Annotated in this window: 15 protein-coding genes; 7 read left to right on the forward strand and 8 right to left on the reverse strand. The window is 47.4% G+C overall.

Going from position 1 to position 20017, the window contains the following annotated elements; genetic code table 11:
* Positions 1–107 precede the first annotated feature (107 nt).
* Genes dnaK through SFV55_RS05900 form a run of 3 tightly spaced genes read left to right on the forward strand, consistent with a single transcriptional unit; the run spans position 108 to position 3071 of the window.
* Positions 108–1964 (forward strand): molecular chaperone DnaK, encoded by a 1857-nt coding sequence (gene dnaK / locus SFV55_RS05890; RefSeq protein ID WP_320028545.1) that lies wholly within the window; start codon positions 108–110, stop codon positions 1962–1964.
* Positions 1965–1969: 5 nt separating this feature from the next.
* The gene (locus SFV55_RS05895; RefSeq protein ID WP_320028546.1) at positions 1970–2398 is read left to right on the forward strand and encodes a hotdog fold thioesterase; all 429 of its coding nucleotides are present in this window, start codon (positions 1970–1972) and stop codon (positions 2396–2398) included.
* 52 nt (positions 2399–2450) lie between these two features.
* Entirely contained in the window at positions 2451–3071 is a 621-nt protein-coding gene (locus SFV55_RS05900) for a Uma2 family endonuclease (RefSeq protein WP_320028547.1), read from the forward strand.
* On the opposite strand, the gene SFV55_RS05905 is transcribed toward SFV55_RS05900, so the two are convergent.
* The 5 genes from SFV55_RS05905 to SFV55_RS05925 form a co-directional block, all read right to left on the reverse strand.
* Positions 3059–3601, reverse strand: coding sequence for a hypothetical protein (locus tag SFV55_RS05905; RefSeq protein WP_320028548.1), 543 nt, complete (start codon positions 3599–3601; stop codon positions 3059–3061). The two genes, SFV55_RS05900 and SFV55_RS05905, sit on opposite strands and share 13 nt — an antisense overlap.
* Before the next feature lie 72 nt (positions 3602–3673).
* Positions 3674–5419, reverse strand: a complete 1746-nt coding sequence (locus SFV55_RS05910) for a M56 family metallopeptidase (RefSeq protein ID WP_320028549.1) — start codon at positions 5417–5419, stop codon at positions 3674–3676.
* Between the two features lie 7 nt (positions 5420–5426).
* Complete coding sequence (locus tag SFV55_RS05915; RefSeq protein ID WP_320028550.1) at positions 5427–5792, reverse strand: BlaI/MecI/CopY family transcriptional regulator; 366 nt, start codon at positions 5790–5792, stop codon at positions 5427–5429.
* A gap of 124 nt (positions 5793–5916) precedes the next feature.
* On the reverse strand, positions 5917–7356 hold the full coding sequence (locus SFV55_RS05920; RefSeq protein ID WP_320028551.1) for a pyruvate kinase: 1440 nt from the start codon (positions 7354–7356) through the stop codon (positions 5917–5919).
* Positions 7357–7496: 140 nt separating this feature from the next.
* Complete coding sequence (locus SFV55_RS05925) at positions 7497–10967, reverse strand: transglutaminase family protein (RefSeq protein WP_320028552.1); 3471 nt, start codon at positions 10965–10967, stop codon at positions 7497–7499.
* A 317-nt stretch (positions 10968–11284) separates the two neighbouring features.
* Between SFV55_RS05925 and SFV55_RS05930 the strand changes: the two genes are divergently transcribed.
* From SFV55_RS05930 to SFV55_RS05945, 4 genes are all read left to right on the forward strand, one after another.
* Positions 11285–12745 (forward strand): circularly permuted type 2 ATP-grasp protein, encoded by a 1461-nt coding sequence (locus SFV55_RS05930; protein ID WP_320028553.1) that lies wholly within the window; start codon positions 11285–11287, stop codon positions 12743–12745.
* Between the two features lie 139 nt (positions 12746–12884).
* Positions 12885–13820: an alpha-E domain-containing protein gene (locus tag SFV55_RS05935; protein WP_320028554.1), complete on the forward strand. Its 936-nt coding sequence runs from the start codon at positions 12885–12887 to the stop codon at positions 13818–13820.
* A gap of 15 nt (positions 13821–13835) precedes the next feature.
* Positions 13836–14720, forward strand: a complete 885-nt coding sequence (locus SFV55_RS05940; protein WP_320028555.1) for a transglutaminase family protein — start codon at positions 13836–13838, stop codon at positions 14718–14720.
* Between the two features lie 89 nt (positions 14721–14809).
* Positions 14810–15538 carry a peptidase gene (locus SFV55_RS05945; RefSeq protein WP_320028556.1) on the forward strand — a complete coding sequence of 243 codons (729 nt, stop codon included), beginning with the start codon at positions 14810–14812 and terminating at the stop codon, positions 15536–15538.
* Between the two features lie 27 nt (positions 15539–15565).
* On the opposite strand, the gene SFV55_RS05950 is transcribed toward SFV55_RS05945, so the two are convergent.
* From SFV55_RS05950 to SFV55_RS05960, 3 genes are all read right to left on the reverse strand, one after another.
* Positions 15566–16582 carry an AAA family ATPase gene (locus SFV55_RS05950; RefSeq protein WP_320028557.1) on the reverse strand — a complete coding sequence of 339 codons (1017 nt, stop codon included), beginning with the start codon at positions 16580–16582 and terminating at the stop codon, positions 15566–15568.
* The gene (gene pnuC / locus SFV55_RS05955; RefSeq protein WP_320028558.1) at positions 16579–17268 is read right to left on the reverse strand and encodes a nicotinamide riboside transporter PnuC; all 690 of its coding nucleotides are present in this window, start codon (positions 17266–17268) and stop codon (positions 16579–16581) included. Before pnuC ends, SFV55_RS05950 begins: the two co-directional genes overlap by 4 nt.
* Positions 17269–17355: 87 nt before the next feature.
* Positions 17356–19899: a zinc-dependent metalloprotease gene (locus tag SFV55_RS05960; protein WP_320028559.1), complete on the reverse strand. Its 2544-nt coding sequence runs from the start codon at positions 19897–19899 to the stop codon at positions 17356–17358.
* Between the last annotated feature and the right edge of the window lie 118 nt (positions 19900–20017).

Consider the following 20017-nt stretch of genomic DNA (forward strand, 5'->3'; position numbering starts at 1 on the left):
ACTGCCCGTTTCCATGCATTTATTGTTTTGGAAACCCAAACATTCCCCTTCGCAATGCTGTTTCAATTCCATACTTTTGCGACGCTTAAAAACAGGATTAGAACTTTATGGCAAAATTTGCAATCGACCTCAAGTCGGGTGACATCAAAAACGAGGCCGAACTGATCGTCGGAATTGACCTGGGAACAACCAATAGTTTGGTTGCATACATAAAAAATGGCGAGGCTGTAGCCGTAAAAGGCAAAAACGGGAAAAGTGCCCTGGTACCTTCGGTCGTACATTTTAGCCCTGAAGGCAAAATTGTGATAGGAGATGCCGCCAAGGAAAAACTGATCAGCGACCCGGAAAATACCATTTACTCTGTAAAACGCCTGATGGGCAAATCCTACGGTGACCTGCATGGGGTACAGCAATATTTTGGCTACCAAATCATCGACAACGATACCGAGAGTTTGGTTAAAATTCGGGTGAAAGACAAGTTTTATACGCCCATCGAATTGTCTGCCGAAATCCTCAAAGCGCTCAAAAACCGCATCGAAGAAGAATTGGATCAGGTGGTGAGCAAGGCCGTCATTACCGTGCCTGCCTACTTCAATGATTCCCAACGCCAGGCTACCCGTGACGCGGGCAAACTCGCCGGCTTGGACGTGTTACGCATCGTCAATGAACCCACTGCGGCCAGTTTGGCCTATGGCATTGGGCTGGATCAAAGTGAAAGCCATACCATTGCTGTTTACGACCTGGGTGGGGGCACTTTCGACATTTCCATCTTGCGCATCCAGGACGGCGTTTTTGAAGTGATGGCCACCAATGGCGACACTTTTTTGGGCGGCGATGATTTTGACCGGGCCATTGTTGATTACTGGATTGCTGAGCATAATCTGGATGCCGAGCAGATCAATGCGGACAAAGAATTGAGCCAAGCCCTGCGTTTGCAGGCAGAAAAGGCGAAAAAGGCCTTGAGCAGTGAAGCCGAATATGCCGGAGTAATCAACACCATCAAATGCCAGATCACTCGGGAACAATTTGAAAAACTGATTCAACCACTGGTCGATCGTACAATTGCTTGTTGCCAAAATGCCTTGAATGACGCTAAAATCCAACTGACTGAGATTGATCGGGTGATCATGGTAGGTGGTTCTACCCGGGTGCCACTGGTGCGGGAATCGGTGGGAGCGCTCTTTGGCCAGGAAGTATACGACAAAGTCAATCCAGATGAAGTAGTGGCACTGGGGGCCGCCATCCAGGCGGATGTATTGGCGGGCAACCAGAAGGACATTCTTTTATTGGATGTGACACCATTGTCCTTGGGGATTGAAACCGTGGGTGGGTTAATGGACGTCATTTTGCCCCGCAATTCCAAAATCCCTACCCGGGTTGGGCGCCGTTACACCACTTCGGTGGACGGGCAGCGCAACCTCAAAATTGCGGTGTATCAGGGCGAACGCGACTTGATACAGCACAATCGCAAATTGGGAGAGTTTATCCTCAAGGGGATTCCCCCGATGCCCGCTGGTTTGCCCAAGGTAGAAATCCAGTTCATCCTCAATGCTGATGGCATCCTGAAAGTCAAAGCGGAAGAGCTGCGCTCCAACGTAGAGCAGGAAATCGAAGTCAAACCTACCTACGGCATCAGCGAAGAAGAAATGGCGATGATGCTCATCGATTCCATTCAAAATGCGGCAGATGATCTGGCCATCCGAGCCTTGTTGGAAGCGCGCAACGAAGCCAACAACATTGTGCTCAGTGCCGAACGTTTCCTGGGGCAAAATCAGGAGATCCTCAACGAAGAAGAAATCGCAACCACTCGCTCCCTGACGCAGGCCCTGCGCGATGCGGTGGCTGGCACGGATAAAGACGGCATCAACCAGGCGATGGAAACACTCAATACCTATACTGCTCCGCTGGCGCATCGTGCGATGGATTTTGCATTGTTGGAAGCCATGAAGGGCAAACAGATTTAAGCACCATGATTTGGAAAACACCCATCGACCTGGCCGTTTTAAACGCCTCGCGGAAAAACACCTTGATTGAACACCTTGGCATTGAATTGTGTGGTTACGGCGACGATTACCTGCAAGCCAAAATGCCGGTGGACCATCGCACGGTACAACCTTTTGGCCTTTTGCATGGCGGTGCCTCGGCAGCCCTGGCGGAAAGTGTTGGGAGTATGGCTTCCTTGTTTACTTTTGAAGAACCAGGCAAACAATACGCCGTAGGAATTGAGCTCAATGCCAGCCATTTGCGTGGGGTGAGCAGTGGCTATGTAGTGGCAACTGCCAAACCTGCCCGCTTGGGCCGTAAAATCCACGTTTGGAACATTGAGATCCACGACGATCAGGGGCGATTGGTGTGTGTGAGTCGATTGACGATGGCGATAGTGGCGGAGCCTGAATAATCTGTGCAGACTTGCTCTATTTGTGATTTATACTTATTTTTGAAAAAAATCAATGATGACTGAAAGCGCAGCAAGAATGGCACCTTCAGCAGTTTTGGCTCAGCCGGACAAAACTGTTCAGGAAAGCAAGCCCATCTCATGGGTCGCTTTTCAGCGGAAATACCTTACCCGTGAGGATCAGTACAAATACGAATGGGTCGATGGTGCAGTTGTAAAAACGATTCGAGGAATGGATAAGTCACAATTATATATTCAATTTAATTTACAAGAGTTTTTTCACGAGCTTAAAAACCAAAAAAATACGAGTGGCGAACTAATTGCAGAACCCGATTTGTTTTTTTTAACCAATCACCGTCGCCCTGATATTGCGTGGCTTACCGAACCGCAGATTTATGCATTAGCCGATCCTACTGCCTACGAAGTACCTCGCTTTGTGATTGAAGTTGTTTCCACCAATGACAACATCAATAAAGTAAAAGCCAAAATGATCAACTATGGCGACGCGGGTGTTGAGGTAGTTTGGCAAATCTTTCCTGTGCATCGGCAGGTGGATGTTTATACTGGGCCATTGTTACACCACATGACCGTTTGTAAGGGAAGTGATGTTTGTTCTGCTGCTCCTGCGTTGCCGGATTTTCAATTGACGGTTGATGCTATTTTTTACAAACCTTGACTTATTCTGATGATTTTCCATTTCCCCTCAATCAGCCTTACAAAGACCAGGCGTTTTTGACGGTAAGCTCCAGAGGCCAGTTCTAATTGAATTTCGGCGCTATCTTCTTTGGTCTTGCTTTCCAAAACCTTGATGGATTCCCAAGGTTCCATGTCTGAAACCCAATGGTATTGCGTGAAAAAGGGACAAGGGACGTCATAAGTATACGCATCATTATCTATCTGATCATGATACACTGCAAAAGGAATCTCTTTGAAATAATCCTGACAGCTTTGAAAACGTGCTATTTCTGATTGTTTAAAAGTATCGGCCACACAACCCAGTGAGTCGAGGTTGTGCAAATAGCGCTCGTAATCCAAGATGCTCTCACCCTTTGGTCCTTTTCTAACGAAGGCTGTATGCTCCTCTACTTTCCTACCTTTGATAGCCTTGAGATACCATTCATAAAAACACTTTGCAGCATCAGCAGGGGTTTGAGCTTTACAAAAACTACTGACCATCAAAAATCCTATCAAAATAAGTAAGCGCATAGGGTGGAATTGTGTGCCAAAATTAAGCGCTTTTTTGTTTTGGCACACAATTTCATCGAGAACCAAATTTTGCTATTGCTGTTTGGTTTCGACCTCAATCACGCCATCTTCGGCGTCTTTGCCATATTTGTCAATGGCTGCTTTTCCTTTGATGATGTTGATAGATTTGATCGTAGATGGTTCAATACCTTTCAGGGGTTGATCGGATTCATTTTTGTGCAAGCGGCCAATCACTTTACCATCCTTGACAATTAAGGGGCGGCCATCCACATTGGATTTGAAACGGACAATTCCTTTTGCGTTTTGACTTGCATCAATGTTGATGTTTTCAACATTCCCGGAAACGGGATTGACGCTATTGACCCGGATTTCAACGTTTTGGTTGGTATTTACGTTTTCGGTCTCTACTTGATTGGTCACATTAATGCTGTTGGTGACATTGACTTTGTTCAGTTCGATTTCCTGAACATCGCCTTTATAGCCCTTGGTACTTACTATAATCACCCCATCTTTTCCTTCATCTCCGTAAATAGTGGTAGCGGATTCACCTTTGAGAACACTGATTGAACGAATATCCCCTGGATCCAGCTTGGACATTGGGTCGCCATCGGAACCCTCTTTCATTTTACCCATGTTTTTTCCATCAATGATGATCAGGGGTTTACCAGAACCAGTAGAAACCATGCCATTTTTACCAATGGTATAAGTCTCCGTGTTGGTGATGATGTTCACGCCAGTTCCTGAGCTGCTCGAAATTTTGATCGAACTTTGGACGGGGACTGTATCCAGTTTCAGGGTTGGAATTTTGTTGAGTTCGAATTTTGTAGGTGCAACTTTGGTCTGTCCTGCTGGAGCGGTCAACTGAAGTGCTGGTGCTTTTTCCAATTCCTTGATGCTTTCACCGAGGGTCGTTTCACCCGTAGGCAAGGGCAATGGTATAGCCTGCAAATAATTCACCGAAAAAAACAGGACCAGGCTCAGTGCCAGTGGCAAACAAAGCGCATATTTAACGGCTTTCCATTGTGGCGATCCCGCTTGGGTCATGCGCCGTAGCCGCGTATTCAATTGTGCTGCAAAAGTGTTGTAAGGCATTTGTTCCAATTTTTGTTTTTGTGAAGCTAAAAGGCACGCATATGCATATTTTGAGCCTTGGGCCTCAATGACGCCCGCATCGGCTATAAATTCGTGGGTTTCCTGCAAACGTTGGCGCAGGCGGTATATCAGGGGATTGAACCAATACAGCGCAATCCAGCATTCCATCAGCAATACATCCCAACTGTGCCCTTGCTGTACATGGATCAATTCATGTTGCAAAACCATGGAAGGCATGGGGTCTTTTTTTTGCCAGAAGATGTAGTTGAAAAAGGAAGCGGCTTCGGGCGCATTTTCTTGTTCGACCAAACTCCAATTGCCCATATCGTGCACCTCGCCACTGCGAATCCAGCGCCAAATTTTGAGGTAACTGAGCAGACTACGTCCCAGACTGATCAATACCCCGGAAGCATACACCAGTAAAAGGGTAGCGCCCCAGGACAAGACCCATACCTTTGGGGGCGGCATCAACAAACGCAACCATTCGGCGGGTATTTGCTGGGTTTGTTCCAGCATCAGCACAGCCGGATGAGGATTGGCTGCCAGATTGACTTCAATTTGTAAATGAGGAATCAACAAGGCAATCAAGGGGGTGATGAGCAAATATGCACGATTGGCCTGATAAAATGACTCCCGGTGCATCCAACGCTCGTAAAGCAGCCCAAAAGCAAGCAGGCAGAGCGCAGCACACAGCAAAGTGAAAAAAGTGGGTGCGATGATGGTCATGCCTAAATCATTTTGATTCCGATTTTTTAATCTCTTCCAACAAGCGTTCAATCTCCGAGAGATCTGTCTTTTCTTCCCGTAGAAAGTAGGAGAGGAGTTGAGAGGTGGAACCAGCAAAATAGTGCTCCTTGATTTGAGAAACACTGGCCTTGCGGTATTCTTCCATGCTGATCAGGGGGAAATAACGGTGGGTTTTTCCAAATGCTTCATGGTCGAGCCAACCTTCTGTCTCCAGTTTACGAACCAATGAAGAAATGGTGGTTACCGGAACCTGAGGGTCATCCAGTTCCTCCATAATCTCGCGGACAAAGGCTTTCCCCATCCGCCAAATGATCTGCATGATCTGTTCTTCTTTTTCGTTTAACTTCTTCATGAATCAAATGTATAACTAATTTTTCGTTGTGTCAACTAAATTGTCATTTTTTAACTAAAATTTCGTCACTGAGTAGACATTTGAGCTGAACTAGTGGAAGGGGAGGAGTGGTTTTTGTAAAATCCTAAGGGGTCATGAACCGGGTTGCAATGGAGAGGGGGCGAAATGTATAGCGTTTTTTGACGTGGTGGCCGCCGCTACGGATCAAAATGTTGCGCAGGGCTTCCATAGTGCGGATGATGTGGTTACCTTTGTTGATCATCACACATTCAGCCAGAGCAGCATGGGCGGCATCGGTGACTTCAGAGCGAGTGGCTACGCCCGATTTGTTGAGGGTATCCAGCACCTGGGTTGCCCAAATGACAGGCACATGGGCAGCTTCACAAATCCAGAGAATTTCTTCCTGGATTTCGCTCATTCGTTCAAACCCAATCTCTACAGCCAGGTCACCTCGGGCGATCATCACACCAATGTTTTTTTCTTTTAAGCCGCAAAACAATAAATTGGGCAAGTTGCGGACCGCTTCCGGTGTTTCAATTTTGATGACCAATCCCAAATGGTGCCCGGTACCCAAAGCTTCTTGCAATTGGGCCATATCCTCAATGTTGCGCACAAAAGAATATCCGACGATATCAGCATGTTTTTGAATAAAAGGCAAACAAGCCAGGTCGTACTCCGTTAAGGCAGGGGTAGACAGGGTGGAATCGGGGAAATTGATGCCCTTTTCGGCTTTGATAAAAGGCTTTTTGCTGGAGATGCGCAGGATTTGTAATCTGGCCTTGCCTGCTTCGGTTTTTTCCACCCGGGCCTCAATTAACCCATCGTCAAAAAGTACTATTTCACCTGGATTCAATTGTTCACTAACACCAAGTAGGCTACACCCGATGGCGTTTTTTTCATGCCCCAGTAAAGCTTCATCAACCAGGGATATGCTTTGACCAACTTCTATTTTGAATTGCTTTTTCTTTCGGAGTACGGTTCTAATTTTGGGCCCGGCCAAATCCATGTAGATTTTACAACTCAAGCCCGTAATTTTTTCCGCTCTTTTTACATTTTCAATCATTCGAAACCAGGTGGCTTCATCGTCGTGGGCACAATTGATGCGGGCTACGTTCATGCCGGATTGCAACATGTTTTTTACCTTTTCATAATCGTCAGCCATCTTGCTGTCGAAAGTGAGCATGATGTAGGGCACTGAGTCAATTTGTTTGGGACCAAATAGGGCAGCGGATTTTTGAGCCAGGGATTTTTTACCCGAACTGTAATTAAAAAAAATTTCGTCCTTGCCTTTTTTTGCACCCAGGTGCTGCATGATGGCCAATAATTGACCTCTTACGTGGCTTTCCGAACTGGTAATGGAGGACAAACCTACCTCATGCAAAGCGTCTTGCAGCTCGCGAATATCGAGGCTGCGTAGGGCAAGGTAATGCAACAAGTTGGCGGCATTGGCCCGTTGGGTAGGGTGTACCTGATCAAGCAGGTGGCCAAATTCTATTTCGGTGCGCAGCATGACTGCGTCGATGGTTTCTAGTTCAGTAGCGAGTTTGTTCAGGGCGGCACGCATATGTTTTGATTTCGTGCTGCGAAGTTGAGATGTTATGGCAGGAATTACAATGATTTTTAGCCCACTTGGGAATGATTAACAAATGTGGAACAGGCATGAATTTAATGAAATTAGTAATTGGGCAACCGCAAGGGCTGCCCCTACCGTTTTCTCCTCAAATCCAAACACCATCCACCTTCTGCCGCCACTGGCACTTCTAATGGCATGGCCACTTCCCGCTCGCCAAACACCCGGGTCTCCCGAACCACCTCTGTTTCCTCACTCGGCGGGGCAACGGTCAATGTAGTTTGGGTGTGTCCATAATCCCAGAAACGGCTGATCCGGCGACCTTCCGCTTCGAAACTGTTTACGGGGTAGGTCTCGTAGGCACGGCCACCCGGGTGTGCAACGTGGTAGGTACAGCCACCGATGGAGCGTTTGTTCCAGGTGTCATATACATCGATCACCAGGGGTACATCCACAGGTACGGTGGGGTGCAAAGCGCTAGGCGGTGCCCAGGCCTTGTAACGAACGCCAGAGACGAATTCTCCATTGATGCCCGTACTGCGCAAAGGCAGTCGCACGCCATTGCACAACAACCAATAGCGTTCCGCATTGATGCCGGTAACCTTTACTTCCAGGCGTTCGACGGAGGAATCCACAAAGCGGGCAGTACCCGAGTTGCTCATTTCTTCACCCAGTACATTCCAGGGCTCGATGCCGCTGCGCAACACCATTTGTACATCACCCACCTGGACACGCCCCAGGAAGGGGAAGCGGAATTCGAAGAAAGGCTCCAACCATTCCATTTTGAATGGGAAGCCAGCGGCCTGCATTTGATTGCACACATCCCGCAAGTCTTCGCGAACGTAGTGGTGCAAGAGGTATTTGTCGTGGAGTTCGGTGCCCCAACGCACCAATCTTTGGTTGTAGGGCTGTTTCCAGAACCAGGCGATCAAAGTCCGGATCAGCAGGAGCTGTACCAAACACATTTCCTTACTGGGTGGCATATCAAAAGCACGGAGCTCCAACAATCCCAGGCGCCCAGAGGAAGAATCGGGGCGATACAATTTATCGATACAAAATTCAGCCCGGTGCGTATTGCCCGTGATGTCGACCAGCAGATTGCGGAAAATGCGGTCGGTCAACCAGAAGGGTAGATTGTCTTCCCCTGGCTCCGGAATTTGGCTGAAAGCTATTTCGAGTTCATACAACATTTCTGCCCGCCCTTCGTCTACCCGTGGTGCCTGACTGGTGGCACCAATAAATGCAGTAGAAAAAAGGTAGCTCAAACCTGGGTGGTTTTGCCAAAAACAGATCAAACTGCGCAGCAGATCCGGGCGGCGCAAAATGGGGCTATCCGCTGGAGAAAGCCCGCCAATGGTTATGTGGTTACCTCCACCCGTACCAGTATGTTTGCCATCCAGCATGAATTTCTCTGCTCCCAAGCGACTTTGCCGGGCGGCTTCAAAAAGATTGTCGTAGTTATACAGTACTTCACTCCAGGATTTGGCAGGGTGGATGTTGATTTCTACCACACCAGGATCAGGAGTTACGGCTAGTTTTTCGATGCGGTTGTCCCTGGGTGGCTCGTAGCCCTCAATGATGATTGGAATTTGTAAACGGATCGCCGTTGCTTCCACTGCGGCCAAAAGCTCCAGGTAGTGTTCGATGATTTCGCAAGGAGGCATAAAAACAAAAATCTTCCCTTCCCGAGCTTCAACGCATAAAGCCGTTTTGATGGTAATCATTAGCTTTTCCGGACGGTAATCGTCCTTTTCCGCCAGTTCCTTTTTCTTTTTGATGAGGTAAAGTGGGTCCTTGAGTTTGGCTTCCTCTTCGTCTATTTCTTCCGCTTTGTAGACCTTTGGATTGCTCATGCGCTCGGGGATCCGCTCATCAGCTGGAAGGTCGTAGCGCGCGGCCACCTTATCATGGTATTGCAAAAGGGTACCCACTTCTTCAAATGGACTGCGCTCGATGGGCTCTTCCTGTTGTTCTGGAGTGAGTTCCGGTAAACGATCAAGGGGAATCCGCAAACCCATCGGGGAATTCCCGGGCAATAAAAACAGGTGTTTGCGACTGAATTTCCAGGCACAACTCCACCAATGGTCGGTGTCGCGGTTCCAGGCCAAGGGCAGGGCAAAACCACTGGGATTGTTCGGTCCGCGATCGAGTAGTTCCATCAAGGTCCGGCGCTCGATGGTGTCCCGCATGTTGATTTTTAAGGGGTCGACGTTTTCGGGCAGGTTACCTTCTTCCCAGAGGAAATAAACCAGGTCTTCATAAGCTGGGCAGCGATTGAGCGGATTTACGCCCAGGTATTTGGCCATTTCGGCAATGAAGGCTTCGGCATGGGTATGGTCGAATTTGTACTCACCATTGATATCTGCCAGCCATTGCGGATTGCGCCACATGGTTTGGCCATCTTTGCGCCAAAACAAGGTATAGGCCCAGCGCGGGATGGGTTCACCGGGGTACCATTTGCCCATACCATAATGTATAAAGCCTCCTTTGCCAAAAATATCCTTGAGTTTATGCGCCAGATCGTTACCGAGTTTGCGTTTGAGGGCACCATCGGCCGCGCCATTCCATTGTTCGGATTCCATGTCGTCAACCGAAACAAAAGTTGGCTCACCACCCATGCTCAGGCGTACATCTCCCGCCTGCAATTCCTGATCTACAGCATGCCCAAGAGCGATGACTTGTGCCCATTCAGCGTCACTGTAAGGTTTGGTCACTCTGGGGTCCTCATGGATGCGTTCTACGGTGTTGCTGTAGTGAAAGGTCGTTTGACAAGGTTCCAGGCCGCCAGTGATGGGGGCTGCGCTAACCGGGTCAGGGGTACAGGCTAGTGGGATATGACCTGCCTCGGCCAACAAACCCGAGGTGGCATCCAGACCAATCCAACCTGCACCGGGAATGAATACTTCGGCCCAGGCATGTAAGTCCGTAAAATCTGCTTCAGGTCCAGAGGGGCCATCCAGCGCTTTTTGATCGGCTTTGAGTTGCACCAGATAACCGGATACAAAGCGGGTTGCTAAACCAAAATGCCGCAATGCCTGCACCAAGACCCAACCGGAATCCCGGCAAGAACCCAGAGCTTTGCCAAGGGTCTCTTCACAGGTTTGCACTCCGGTTTCCAGTCGGATGGTATAGTTGACCAGTTTATTCAGGTGTTGGTTGACGTTCACCAGAAAATTGACGGTGATGTCATTGAGGTATTGTTTACACTCTTCAATGAATTGCATCAAGAGCGGGCCTTTTTCGCTTACTTCCAGATAGGGGGCCAGCTCTTTGAGCAACTGGGTGTCGTATTGAAAGGGAAATTTCTCTGCGTAATCCTCCAAAAAGAAATCAAAAGGATTGATGGCGCGCAATTCAGCAATCACCTCTACGTCGATTTTGAATTCCTTAACCCGGTCAGGAAAAACCACCCTTGCCATAAAATTGCCGAAAGGATCCTGTTGCCAATTGACGAAATGTGGCTCAGGGCTGATTTTCATTGAATATGCAGCAATTTCGGTGCGGGAATGTACAGCAGGGCGCAGGCGGATGGTTTGGGGCCAAAGTTTAACCAGGCGGTCGTATTGGTAATGGGTGCTGTGGCGGATCGCTACTTTAATGGCCATGGTAGAAAATTTTCGGGCTGTGGTAAAATCGAGCAATTTTATTCAAACACTTACGGACACAAGGGAAAGGCCGGTTTAAAAAATAATGCTGGGTCAATTGCTCAAATTTTTCCCGGATATTTGGAAAAAAAAGATTTTAACGTACAAAATGCGGAAAGCCAGGGAAAGCGCTAAGTTGATAATTGTCAAAATTTTGCGCCTTCATTTTGCGATCTCCGCAATTATTTTGGCAATTTATTGATTTTTTGTAAAAATAAGCTATTTTTGATCGAAACGATTTTTTATTTACAACAGCGCTTGTCAAAATCGTATGTTTCATGACCACAATGAGTAATTTATTTCAACACTATCCACTCAATGCGAACCTGTTTGACGAAGTGTTCCGCCAGGATGGACAGGTGTACCCCCATTATGAGGACATACACCGACAATTTAGCCGATTGACCAGTGCTGATTTTGAGCATTTGAACGAGTACGCCAAGCTATCCTTTCTCAATCAGGGCATCACCTATGCCGTGTATTCAGATGGCCATAAAGGAGCTGAACAAATTTTTCCCTTTGATCTGTTCCCTCGTGTTATTCCTGCACAGGATTGGGGCCTTTTGGAAAAGGGGCTCATTCAACGCAATCTGGCTCTGAACCTCTTCATCAAAGATGTTTATGGGGAGCGCAAAATCCTAAAGGACAAAGTTGTTCCTTCTGCCCTCATTTTTTCTTCGCCCCATTACTGCGAAGAGATGAAAAGCATCAAACCCAAAAATGACGTTTATTGTCACATCAGCGGGACTGACTTGATCCGACATAGTGATGGCCGCTATTATGTTCTGGAAGACAACCTACGTAGTCCATCGGGAGTAAGTTATGTGCTTTCAAACCGCGATGCCATGAAACGCACCTTGTCGAATGCTTTTCGTTGGTCCAGTGTTTGTTCGGTAAATGAGTATCCGGCTGAATTACTGGCCACTCTACAATCGGTAGCTCCCAATACAGAAGAAAGTCCAACCTGTGCACTCTTGACTCCTGGAACCTATAATTCTGCATATTACGAGCATTCCTTTTTGGCCCAAACCATGGGAATTGAACTGGTAGAAGGGCGCGACCTTTTTGTAGAAAACAACTACGTTTACATGCGCACCATTCATGGGCCGAAAAGGGTGGATGTCATTTACCGCCGCATCGATGACGCCTTTCTTGATCCCCTGGTATTTCGCCCGGAATCCATGCTGGGGGTTGCAGGCATCATGGGGGCTTATCGGGCTGGAAACATTACCATCGTGAATGCGCCGGGCACTGGAGTGGCCGACGACAAAGCGGTTTGTTCCTATGTGCCAGACATGATTCGGTATTACCTGGGTGAAGATCCAATCATTCCCAATGTACCCACCTACCTGTGTGAGCGGGAGGTAGACCTGAAATACGTGCTGGAACACCTTCCGGATTTGGTGATCAAACCCGTTGATATGTCGGGTGGCTATGGGGTAACCATTTGTGATCGGCTCAGCACCGCAGAGCTCGAAGAAGTGAAGCAAAAGATTCAGGCCGATCCAAGAAATTACATCGCTCAGCCACGGATGTCCCTTTCCGTACATTCTACTTACATTGAAAAGAAAGGAGAATTCGAACCTCGGCACATCGATTTACGCACCTTTACGCTGATGGGCAAAGATCAGCCCTGGGTATTGCCTGGAGGACTTTCAAGGGTAGCCTTAAAGGAAGGAAGCCTGATTGTTAACTCCTCTCAAGGGGGAGGCTCGAAGGATACTTGGGTAACCGTTTAACAATTCCTGAGTGCCGAGGCCCCTTGGCTCAACAGCTAAAGGGAACCTGAGAACTGAAGCATCCGCCACCTATGGTTTTTTTCATGGTGGCAACATAAAAACCTAACTCATGGCTTCAGCCGTGGGGGAAATAAAAACCATGTTAGCAAGAATCGCCAATACCTTATACTGGATGGGCCGCTACCTCGAAAGAACCGAGCACCTGGCCCGCTACCTTCGCGTCCAATATTTTACCACTCAGGATGCCCCGATGAGCCAAAATCGCCAATTTGTACTCAATTCAATTGCGAACATGGCCGGGATTCCCTGGGAGGAGGGCACTGAAATGGATGAAGCAGAGGTCCTATTTAATGTAGCCTTGGACAGCAACAACCCGATGTCCATCCTTTCGACCATTACTTTTGCCCGGGAGAATGCGCGGGGCATGCGGAACGTCATTTCCACCGAACTTTGGGAGGTCATCAACAAGTATTACCACTATGTCAACAATTACCCGGTGGAGTATTTCAAAACCCAGGGTTTGTACGATTTTACCCTGGCTGCTGGCGAAAACTGTTCGGTTATTCGTGGATATGTGGATAGTACGCTGACCCATAATGATGTTTGGGCATTGATCAGATTGGGGGTACACCTGGAGCGTACTGCCCAGATAGCCCGGATCATTAGCTGTAAGTTGTACGATATTTTTGTGTTGACCAATGGCAATGAAAACATGCCTGTGGAGAACTACCAATACACCGTACTATTGAAGTTATTGGAAAGTTTTGACATGAACCGTCACCATTACAAAGCAGCACCCGATCGACAAAAAGCGCTGGAGTTTTTGATTTTAAACGCTGATTTTCCGCGCTCTTTGGCTTTTAACTTGCGACAGATTCAATACTTTTTGCACAAAATTGGTCTGAAGGAAAAGACACCCCAAAGTGTGGGTTTTAAAGTAGGTAAACTTTGTTCCAAATACCAATATTTGCTGTTTTCAGAAATTGAAGAAGAGGTAGGCGCTTTTGTTACCGAAACCCTGAACAGTGTTTATGAAATACACGATGCCCTGGAAAGGGATTATTTTCATGTGTAAGCTTATTCCCGACTTATGACCGATTACGTTATTGAATACCGAACGCTGACCGAATATGAAAAATCCGTTAAGCAAGGGGCTTACGAGTTTTTGATTATGCCTTGTGAAAATGAATCACAATTGGTCAAACACTACCGATTGCTGCATTCCATGCCTCGCGAACCATTTACAGCGCGCAACAAGTATGGATTTGTCACCTATCATTTTCACTCCAATGCCGATACTTTTGATTACTTCTCTTTGAGCTTGTTGGCGCAAGTGGCCAAAAATCTGCCTCCATTTGATGTGATCAACGATTTGAGCTTGGAAGAAGAAAATTCAATTCTGGAAAGCATTGATTTTCAGATGGATCATCAGTCTTTTTTGCAAAGCACTGCTTTGAGTAGTCTTAAACCCGGGGATTTTTCCCTAGATTTGCTGCGCAGGAAAGAGGAAACGCTCGGGATGTATTTGTTGCGCCTAAACTCGGCAGTACATGGCCTGCTCCAATACGAACAAGGCACAACCAACACTGGCACCAGTGCAAAAGAAGCTTTGTTGGGGGGGAGTGGAGTCTGTCAGGATTATGCACACATTATGATCGGGATTTTGCGACAACAAAATATCCCGACCCGGTATGTGTCCGGTTATCTCAGTTTAAGCGACAATCGCGATTCTCAATTACACGCCTGGGTGGAGGCGTATATTCCCAAAGTGGGTTGGCGTGGTTTTGACCCCACCAATAACCTGCAAGAAAACGACCACTTTATCAAAATTGCGCACGGAAGAGACTACCTCGATTGCCAGCCCATCAAAGGGGTATTGGTAACTGAGGGAGAGCACAAAACTTCCTATGAAGTTTCGGTGCGGAACAGCAAGGACTACGATTGGTTCTTGCAGCAACAACAACAACAGCAATAACCTACGAATTTATTCGTGAGTGCATAAACAAGCAAAATGCTGCAATCCAGGATTTTATCCTCGGGATTACAGGTACAACAAAACGAAAAATGACCTATTGTCTTGGCATTAAAGTACGCAGTGGCCTGGTGGCCATTGCCGATACTCGGATCACTTCAGGTACTGAAACCGCAACTGCAAAAAAAATATCAGTCCACGAAAGCGGGCAAAACAGCCTCTTTTTGATGACATCTGGCTTGCGCTCCATTCGAGACAAGGCAGTGACCTACTTCGAAGAATTATTTGAGGATGAGTCCTTCAAATTTGATAAAATGTACAAGGCCGTCAATATGTTTGGCGATCAATTGCGAAGGGTTGCCCAGGAAGACAAAAAATCCCTGGCAGAATCAGGACTGTTTTTTAACCTCTACGCCATTGTTGGAGGGCAGTTGGAAAACGATAAGGAACACAAATTATACCTGCTTTATCCCGAAGGCAACTGGATTGAGGTAGGTGAGGGGTCACCCTTTACGATTATCGGAAATTCCGGCTATGGCAAACCCATTCTCAATCGAGCCTTGACTTACGAATCCAGCTTGCGCTTTGCCTTTAAAACCGGGTTTTTATCCTTCGATTCCACCCGGGTTAGTGCCAATGATGTAGGCTACCCCATCGATGTGGCCTTATACCCACGTGATTCCTACAAATTGGAACAACATCGGCTGGAGGAAAAAGATACTGCACAAATCGGCCAAATGTGGGCCAGTAAACTAAAAAACAGCATCGATGAAATTCCGGAAAGCTGGATGGATGCATTCCTGAACAAACCAGAATACTAGCAGGGGGGCAAAATGAGCATTTATTTTTTATTGCCCTAAACCGCGTTTCCCAAAATAATTGCCGTATTTTTCAAAATTGGCCAAAGTTGCGGCTACCTGATCCATTCGTTCAGGCAAGGTGCCTCGCAGGGTAATGTACGGAATTCGCCGTTCGTGTAAATCAGCGATGATTTGTTTTTGGAAAACCTGACGCTTTTGGTCACCGCTCCGGTCCCAGGTATCGTCGTAAGGAATGTCCACATCGCATAGAAAAAAGAGGTCGTAACGCTGGGCATTCTCCAAGGCCAGTTGGGTCAGTAGTTGTGGTGCTTTGCCGTGGTAATCTTTTGCATACCTATAGGTGGTAATGGCATTCGTATCCACAAACAAATAACGATTGGCTTGTAACAAAGCAATTTCCTCCCGCTCCAGATGCCCGATGGCAATCTCGTCAAAAGCTTCAAAACCAATCCTACGGTCAATCTGGTGATTGGTCCAATATTCCCGACCATATTCTGCCGCAAAAGTAGTTTGGTATTTTTGGGCCAATGCTTCCGTAAGGGTTGATTTTCCGGTGGACATGGCGCCTACAAAAACTACTTTGGTAATCAGGTCTTTGTAAACATGGTCGTCGATAAAGGCCCGATACTTTAAAGGATCTTCCCGGATCATGGTAGCGGAAATGGGCACAGTTTGGCGGGCTTCATCCAGGCGTCGATCCACTGCTCCCAAGGCTTTGCTGACATGATCCCCATAAAATTCACTGCTGTAAAAATGGGTGATGCGCCGTCCATCGAGCATTTTTAGGATATACTCCTCTTGTTCAATTTCAAAGCCCCGTTCGTTGGAATAACCTTCGGGGCCATCCCAGGCTTCAATGACCGTCACCTGGGGGTAAAGGGTGCGGATCCAATTGGCCCGTACGCTAAGGGGAATGGTACTTACACTGGTGTCGTAAATCAATACCACCATTTCGTCAACTTCCGCCAGGGCGGTTTCGATGACATATTGGTGCCCCCGATGGAAGGGGGCGTATTTGCCGAGGGTGAGACCAGTTGTTTTCATACAATTGAGGCTAATTTTACGCCACGACTCCAGTTCCAATACCCATACCCAGCATTGATCAAATAAGCCGACCACATCAGGATCATCAAAGGTCCTTCGGCGCTGCCATTGGCCGTGCGGATGCCCCACATCAAAACAGTGAATACATTGAGCAAAATGTACAAAAGCCATTGCTCTCGATATCGGTACATCATCAGGATGGTGGCGATGATGGACAAAACATTGGTGGTAGCATCAATGTATGGCGTGTTTTGTTCTGGGTTTAAAGCCAATGCATAACCCATTCCAGCAATACTCAGCAAACATATGAGCAAGGTCAGGATGATCCACCTCAGATTCAGGGCGCGCATTTGAACGTAGGCACCATCCAGTTTGGGTTTCCAGAGCAGGTAGCCCAAGATATTGGTAGGGACAAAAAAGAAAAGATTGAGGTAGGCCTCGCCGAATAGATGATTATTGTAAGCCAGATAGGCGTAAGCCAGAGAGTTGTACATGCCAAAGCTGTAAGTCCATACATTGCCTTTTGCAGCGAGAAGTACACAAAACACACCAGATAAAAAGATACTGAAGTCAAAAAGTGAGTTTTTCCAAAGAATACAAAGGGTGATGGCAATGGCGGTGAAAAAGAGGAACCAGAGGATTTCGTAGGTGTTCCAGCGATGAGGAGTATGGGTCTTTGGTGTCATGGGAAATAGTTGGCTGCCAAAAATCTAAAAATCACCTCCCGAAAGATTCAAACTTTCGGGAGGTGGGAGCAAAGAACGTATGTTTTATTACTTCGGATGAAGTGCCGAATCCAAACGATTCGCCACATCCTCCAAATGATATCTCGTCAGTTTATCCGGTGCTGCACCAATAGCCGCCTTGATTTCCGACAACAAAGACTCCAATTGCCCACGGGTGATGGAAGGCAAGTCGGTGGTTTTTAGATCAACGCGAAGGATGTTTGAGCCATAAGCACCTCCTGCTGGTACGTATTGGATGGTTGCGGGATCTTTGGGGGCCAGGTAAGTAATGGCTTTTTCCACAAAGACCTTTTGCAGGTTACGACGGTAGATGTCGATGGCTTTTTGGCTTTTCAACTCTGACCAAATGCTGGAGCGCAAATCGGTCATCATTTCATCCAGGGTGTAATTGCCATCTTTACCAGTCTCCAACAAGCGAGCGATGCGACTACCCGACAACAAGTTGTTCAGGGTGCTTTCTTGCAATTTTTTTATTGCGTCCACACCTGCATCAGGCCGGATTTTGTTCAAAATATTGCCTTCCATTAGCCAGGTTGGCGTTTCAAACAAATGGCTGCTCAAAAAGGCCATGGCTTCTTTTTGACGGTCTTTGGGCACTGCTTCAAATACGGCTCCGGCCATATCGTAAGTTTTAGGCGTATCGTAAATGCCCCCTACGTTTTTGGTGACATGGCCCAGATAACGGTTGAACTGGCCGACCACATTGTTGTACAGTTCTTCCAATTCGGAATAACTCTCACCATTTTCTTTGCTCCACTCGGGCAGGTTTGGCAGGATGCGCTTGAGGTTTTTAACCCCATATTCCGAGGCCTTCATGGAATTGTCGCTCAAGTCTTCAGTTTGATATCGTGGGTCGTTGGGGCTCACTTCGGTGCCGAAGGCCAGGCGTGGATTTTTTACCTTTTCTTTGGTCAGGTCATTGAGCAATTTTTTCTCCTCCTCATCACTTTTTGCATCAACGAAGTACTTGTAGCCCCATTCGATGGCCCAGATATCGTAGTCGCCAATGCGGGGAAAAAAGTCAGTGACCCCATCTTCTGGTTGAGCTACGTAGTTGAAACGAGCATAATCCATGATGGAGGAGGTATGGCCGTTTTGAGCTACCCAGGCTTTGTCCCGGAGTTTTTCAACTGGTGTGGCTGAGCTGGCACCCATGTTGTGGCGCAGGCCCAGGGTATGCCCGACCTCATGAGAAGACACAAAACGCACCAACTGGCCCATCAGTTCATCGTCAAAATCTTTTTTGCGTGCTCTCGGATCGCTGGCCGCGGTTTGAATCAGGTACCAGTTGCGTACAAGGCGCATCACGTTGTGGTACCAACCAATGTGGCTTTCCAGAATTTCGCCAGAACGTGGGTCGTGGACATTGGGGCCGTAAGCATTTTGGATATCAGCAGCGAAGTAACGGATCACCGAAAACCGCGCATCCTCCAGACTCATAGTGGTATCTTGCTCGGGCCAGTATTCGCCCCGGATGGCATTTTTCCAGCCCGCTTTTTCAAAAGCTTTTTGCCAATCGTCTACCCCTTGTTTGAGGTATTTCCGCCATTTGAGGGGAGTAGCAGGGTCGATGTAATAAACGATAGGCTTAGCTGGTTCAATGAGTTCGCCGCGCTTTTGTTTTTGGGCATCTGCAGCATTTTTGGGCTCCAGGCGCCAGCGTACGGCGATTTGTTCTGCGTCAGCCTTTTGGGATTCTTCTTCAAAAGTGCCGTACCCGGTCGAGAAATACCCCACCCTTGGGTCAAAATGCCGGACCCGCATTGGCTTTTTAGGCAAAATGATCATTGAGGTATTGAACTCCATGGTCACTACCCCTGCATCAACTCCGGCGGGCAGGAAGGTCCCGATTTGGGGAGTTGGTGTAAGGGAGAGCGTTGGAGATTGTGAACCAAAGGTTTTTACCGTACGAATTTCAGTATTGATCGGGTAGGTACGAATGCTTTGAATATAGGAACGGTCAGCTTTGAAGTCAGAAATTTTGAGCAATTGCTTGGTAATCGGACTCAAAGAAAAAACCTGATTGTCGCCTTTGAAAAAATCGGTGACCTCAATGACAACCGAAGTGTCTTTGCGGATCGATTTGATGTCAAAGGAAGCTACGATTGGATCAGCGCTGGAATTTTTTACGGCCTTAAAAATGGGCTTGGTACTATCCGGGCTGACGATGATTTGGGTGATGGACCGCAAAAATACTTTGTTGTCGGGGCCGCGTTCCCAGGCAATCACCTGGCGGTTTACTTCTTCACCTCCGAAAATTCCACCGCCTGCTGCGGTTTTGGAATAACGAGTGACAGTCATGATTTCCCGTTTAAAAATGCTATCCGGGATTTCGAAGAACCATTTGTCTTCTACTTTGTGCACATTCAGCAAACCTTTGCTACTGATGGCTTTGTCGGTGATGACTTCTTTAAAAGGTTTTGGCCCGGGTTTGGGCGTTTCTTTGGGGGCGGCAGTTCCAGGAGTTCCAGGTGTTGCCGGGGCATCCGGTTTTTTGTCCTGTGCGAAACAGAAGCTTACCGTGAGCATGAACAGTAAGCTGAGGAGGGTCAATCGGGTCATGAATTGCATGATGACATTTGGTTAAGTAAATAAGCTGGTCATAAGCCAGGTGTAAGTAGGTTCTTTACAAGCTGCAGGCAAGAAAGATAAAGAGACTTGTGAAAAAAAACAGAAAAAAGGCTATAAA

The organism is Haliscomenobacter sp., assembly GCF_033763495.1.
In the GTDB taxonomy this organism is placed as follows: Bacteria; Bacteroidota; Bacteroidia; order Chitinophagales; family Saprospiraceae; genus Haliscomenobacter.

Excerpts from the sequence above, each read along its gene's own strand:
- dnaK (WP_320028545.1), top strand. The coding sequence starts at position 108 with ATGGCAAAATTTGCAATCGACCTCAAGTCGGGTGACATCAAAAACGAG.
- SFV55_RS05900 (WP_320028547.1), top strand. The coding sequence starts at position 2,451 with ATGATGACTGAAAGCGCAGCAAGAATGGCACCTTCAGCAGTTTTGGCT.
- SFV55_RS05895 (WP_320028546.1), top strand. The coding sequence starts at position 1,970 with ATGATTTGGAAAACACCCATCGACCTGGCCGTTTTAAACGCCTCGCGG.
- SFV55_RS05925 (WP_320028552.1), bottom strand. The coding sequence starts at position 10,967 with ATGGCCATTAAAGTAGCGATCCGCCACAGCACCCATTACCAATACGAC.
- SFV55_RS05960 (WP_320028559.1), bottom strand. The coding sequence starts at position 19,899 with ATGCAATTCATGACCCGATTGACCCTCCTCAGCTTACTGTTCATGCTC.
- SFV55_RS05930 (WP_320028553.1), top strand. The coding sequence starts at position 11,285 with ATGACCACAATGAGTAATTTATTTCAACACTATCCACTCAATGCGAAC.
- pnuC (WP_320028558.1), bottom strand. The coding sequence starts at position 17,268 with ATGACACCAAAGACCCATACTCCTCATCGCTGGAACACCTACGAAATC.
- SFV55_RS05920 (WP_320028551.1), bottom strand. The coding sequence starts at position 7,356 with ATGCGTGCCGCCCTGAACAAACTCGCTACTGAACTAGAAACCATCGAC.
- SFV55_RS05915 (WP_320028550.1), bottom strand. The coding sequence starts at position 5,792 with ATGAAGAAGTTAAACGAAAAAGAAGAACAGATCATGCAGATCATTTGG.
- SFV55_RS05935 (WP_320028554.1), top strand. The coding sequence starts at position 12,885 with ATGTTAGCAAGAATCGCCAATACCTTATACTGGATGGGCCGCTACCTC.
- SFV55_RS05910 (WP_320028549.1), bottom strand. The coding sequence starts at position 5,419 with ATGACCATCATCGCACCCACTTTTTTCACTTTGCTGTGTGCTGCGCTC.
- SFV55_RS05905 (WP_320028548.1), bottom strand. The coding sequence starts at position 3,601 with ATGCGCTTACTTATTTTGATAGGATTTTTGATGGTCAGTAGTTTTTGT.
- SFV55_RS05945 (WP_320028556.1), top strand. The coding sequence starts at position 14,810 with ATGACCTATTGTCTTGGCATTAAAGTACGCAGTGGCCTGGTGGCCATT.
- SFV55_RS05940 (WP_320028555.1), top strand. The coding sequence starts at position 13,836 with ATGACCGATTACGTTATTGAATACCGAACGCTGACCGAATATGAAAAA.
- SFV55_RS05950 (WP_320028557.1), bottom strand. The coding sequence starts at position 16,582 with ATGAAAACAACTGGTCTCACCCTCGGCAAATACGCCCCCTTCCATCGG.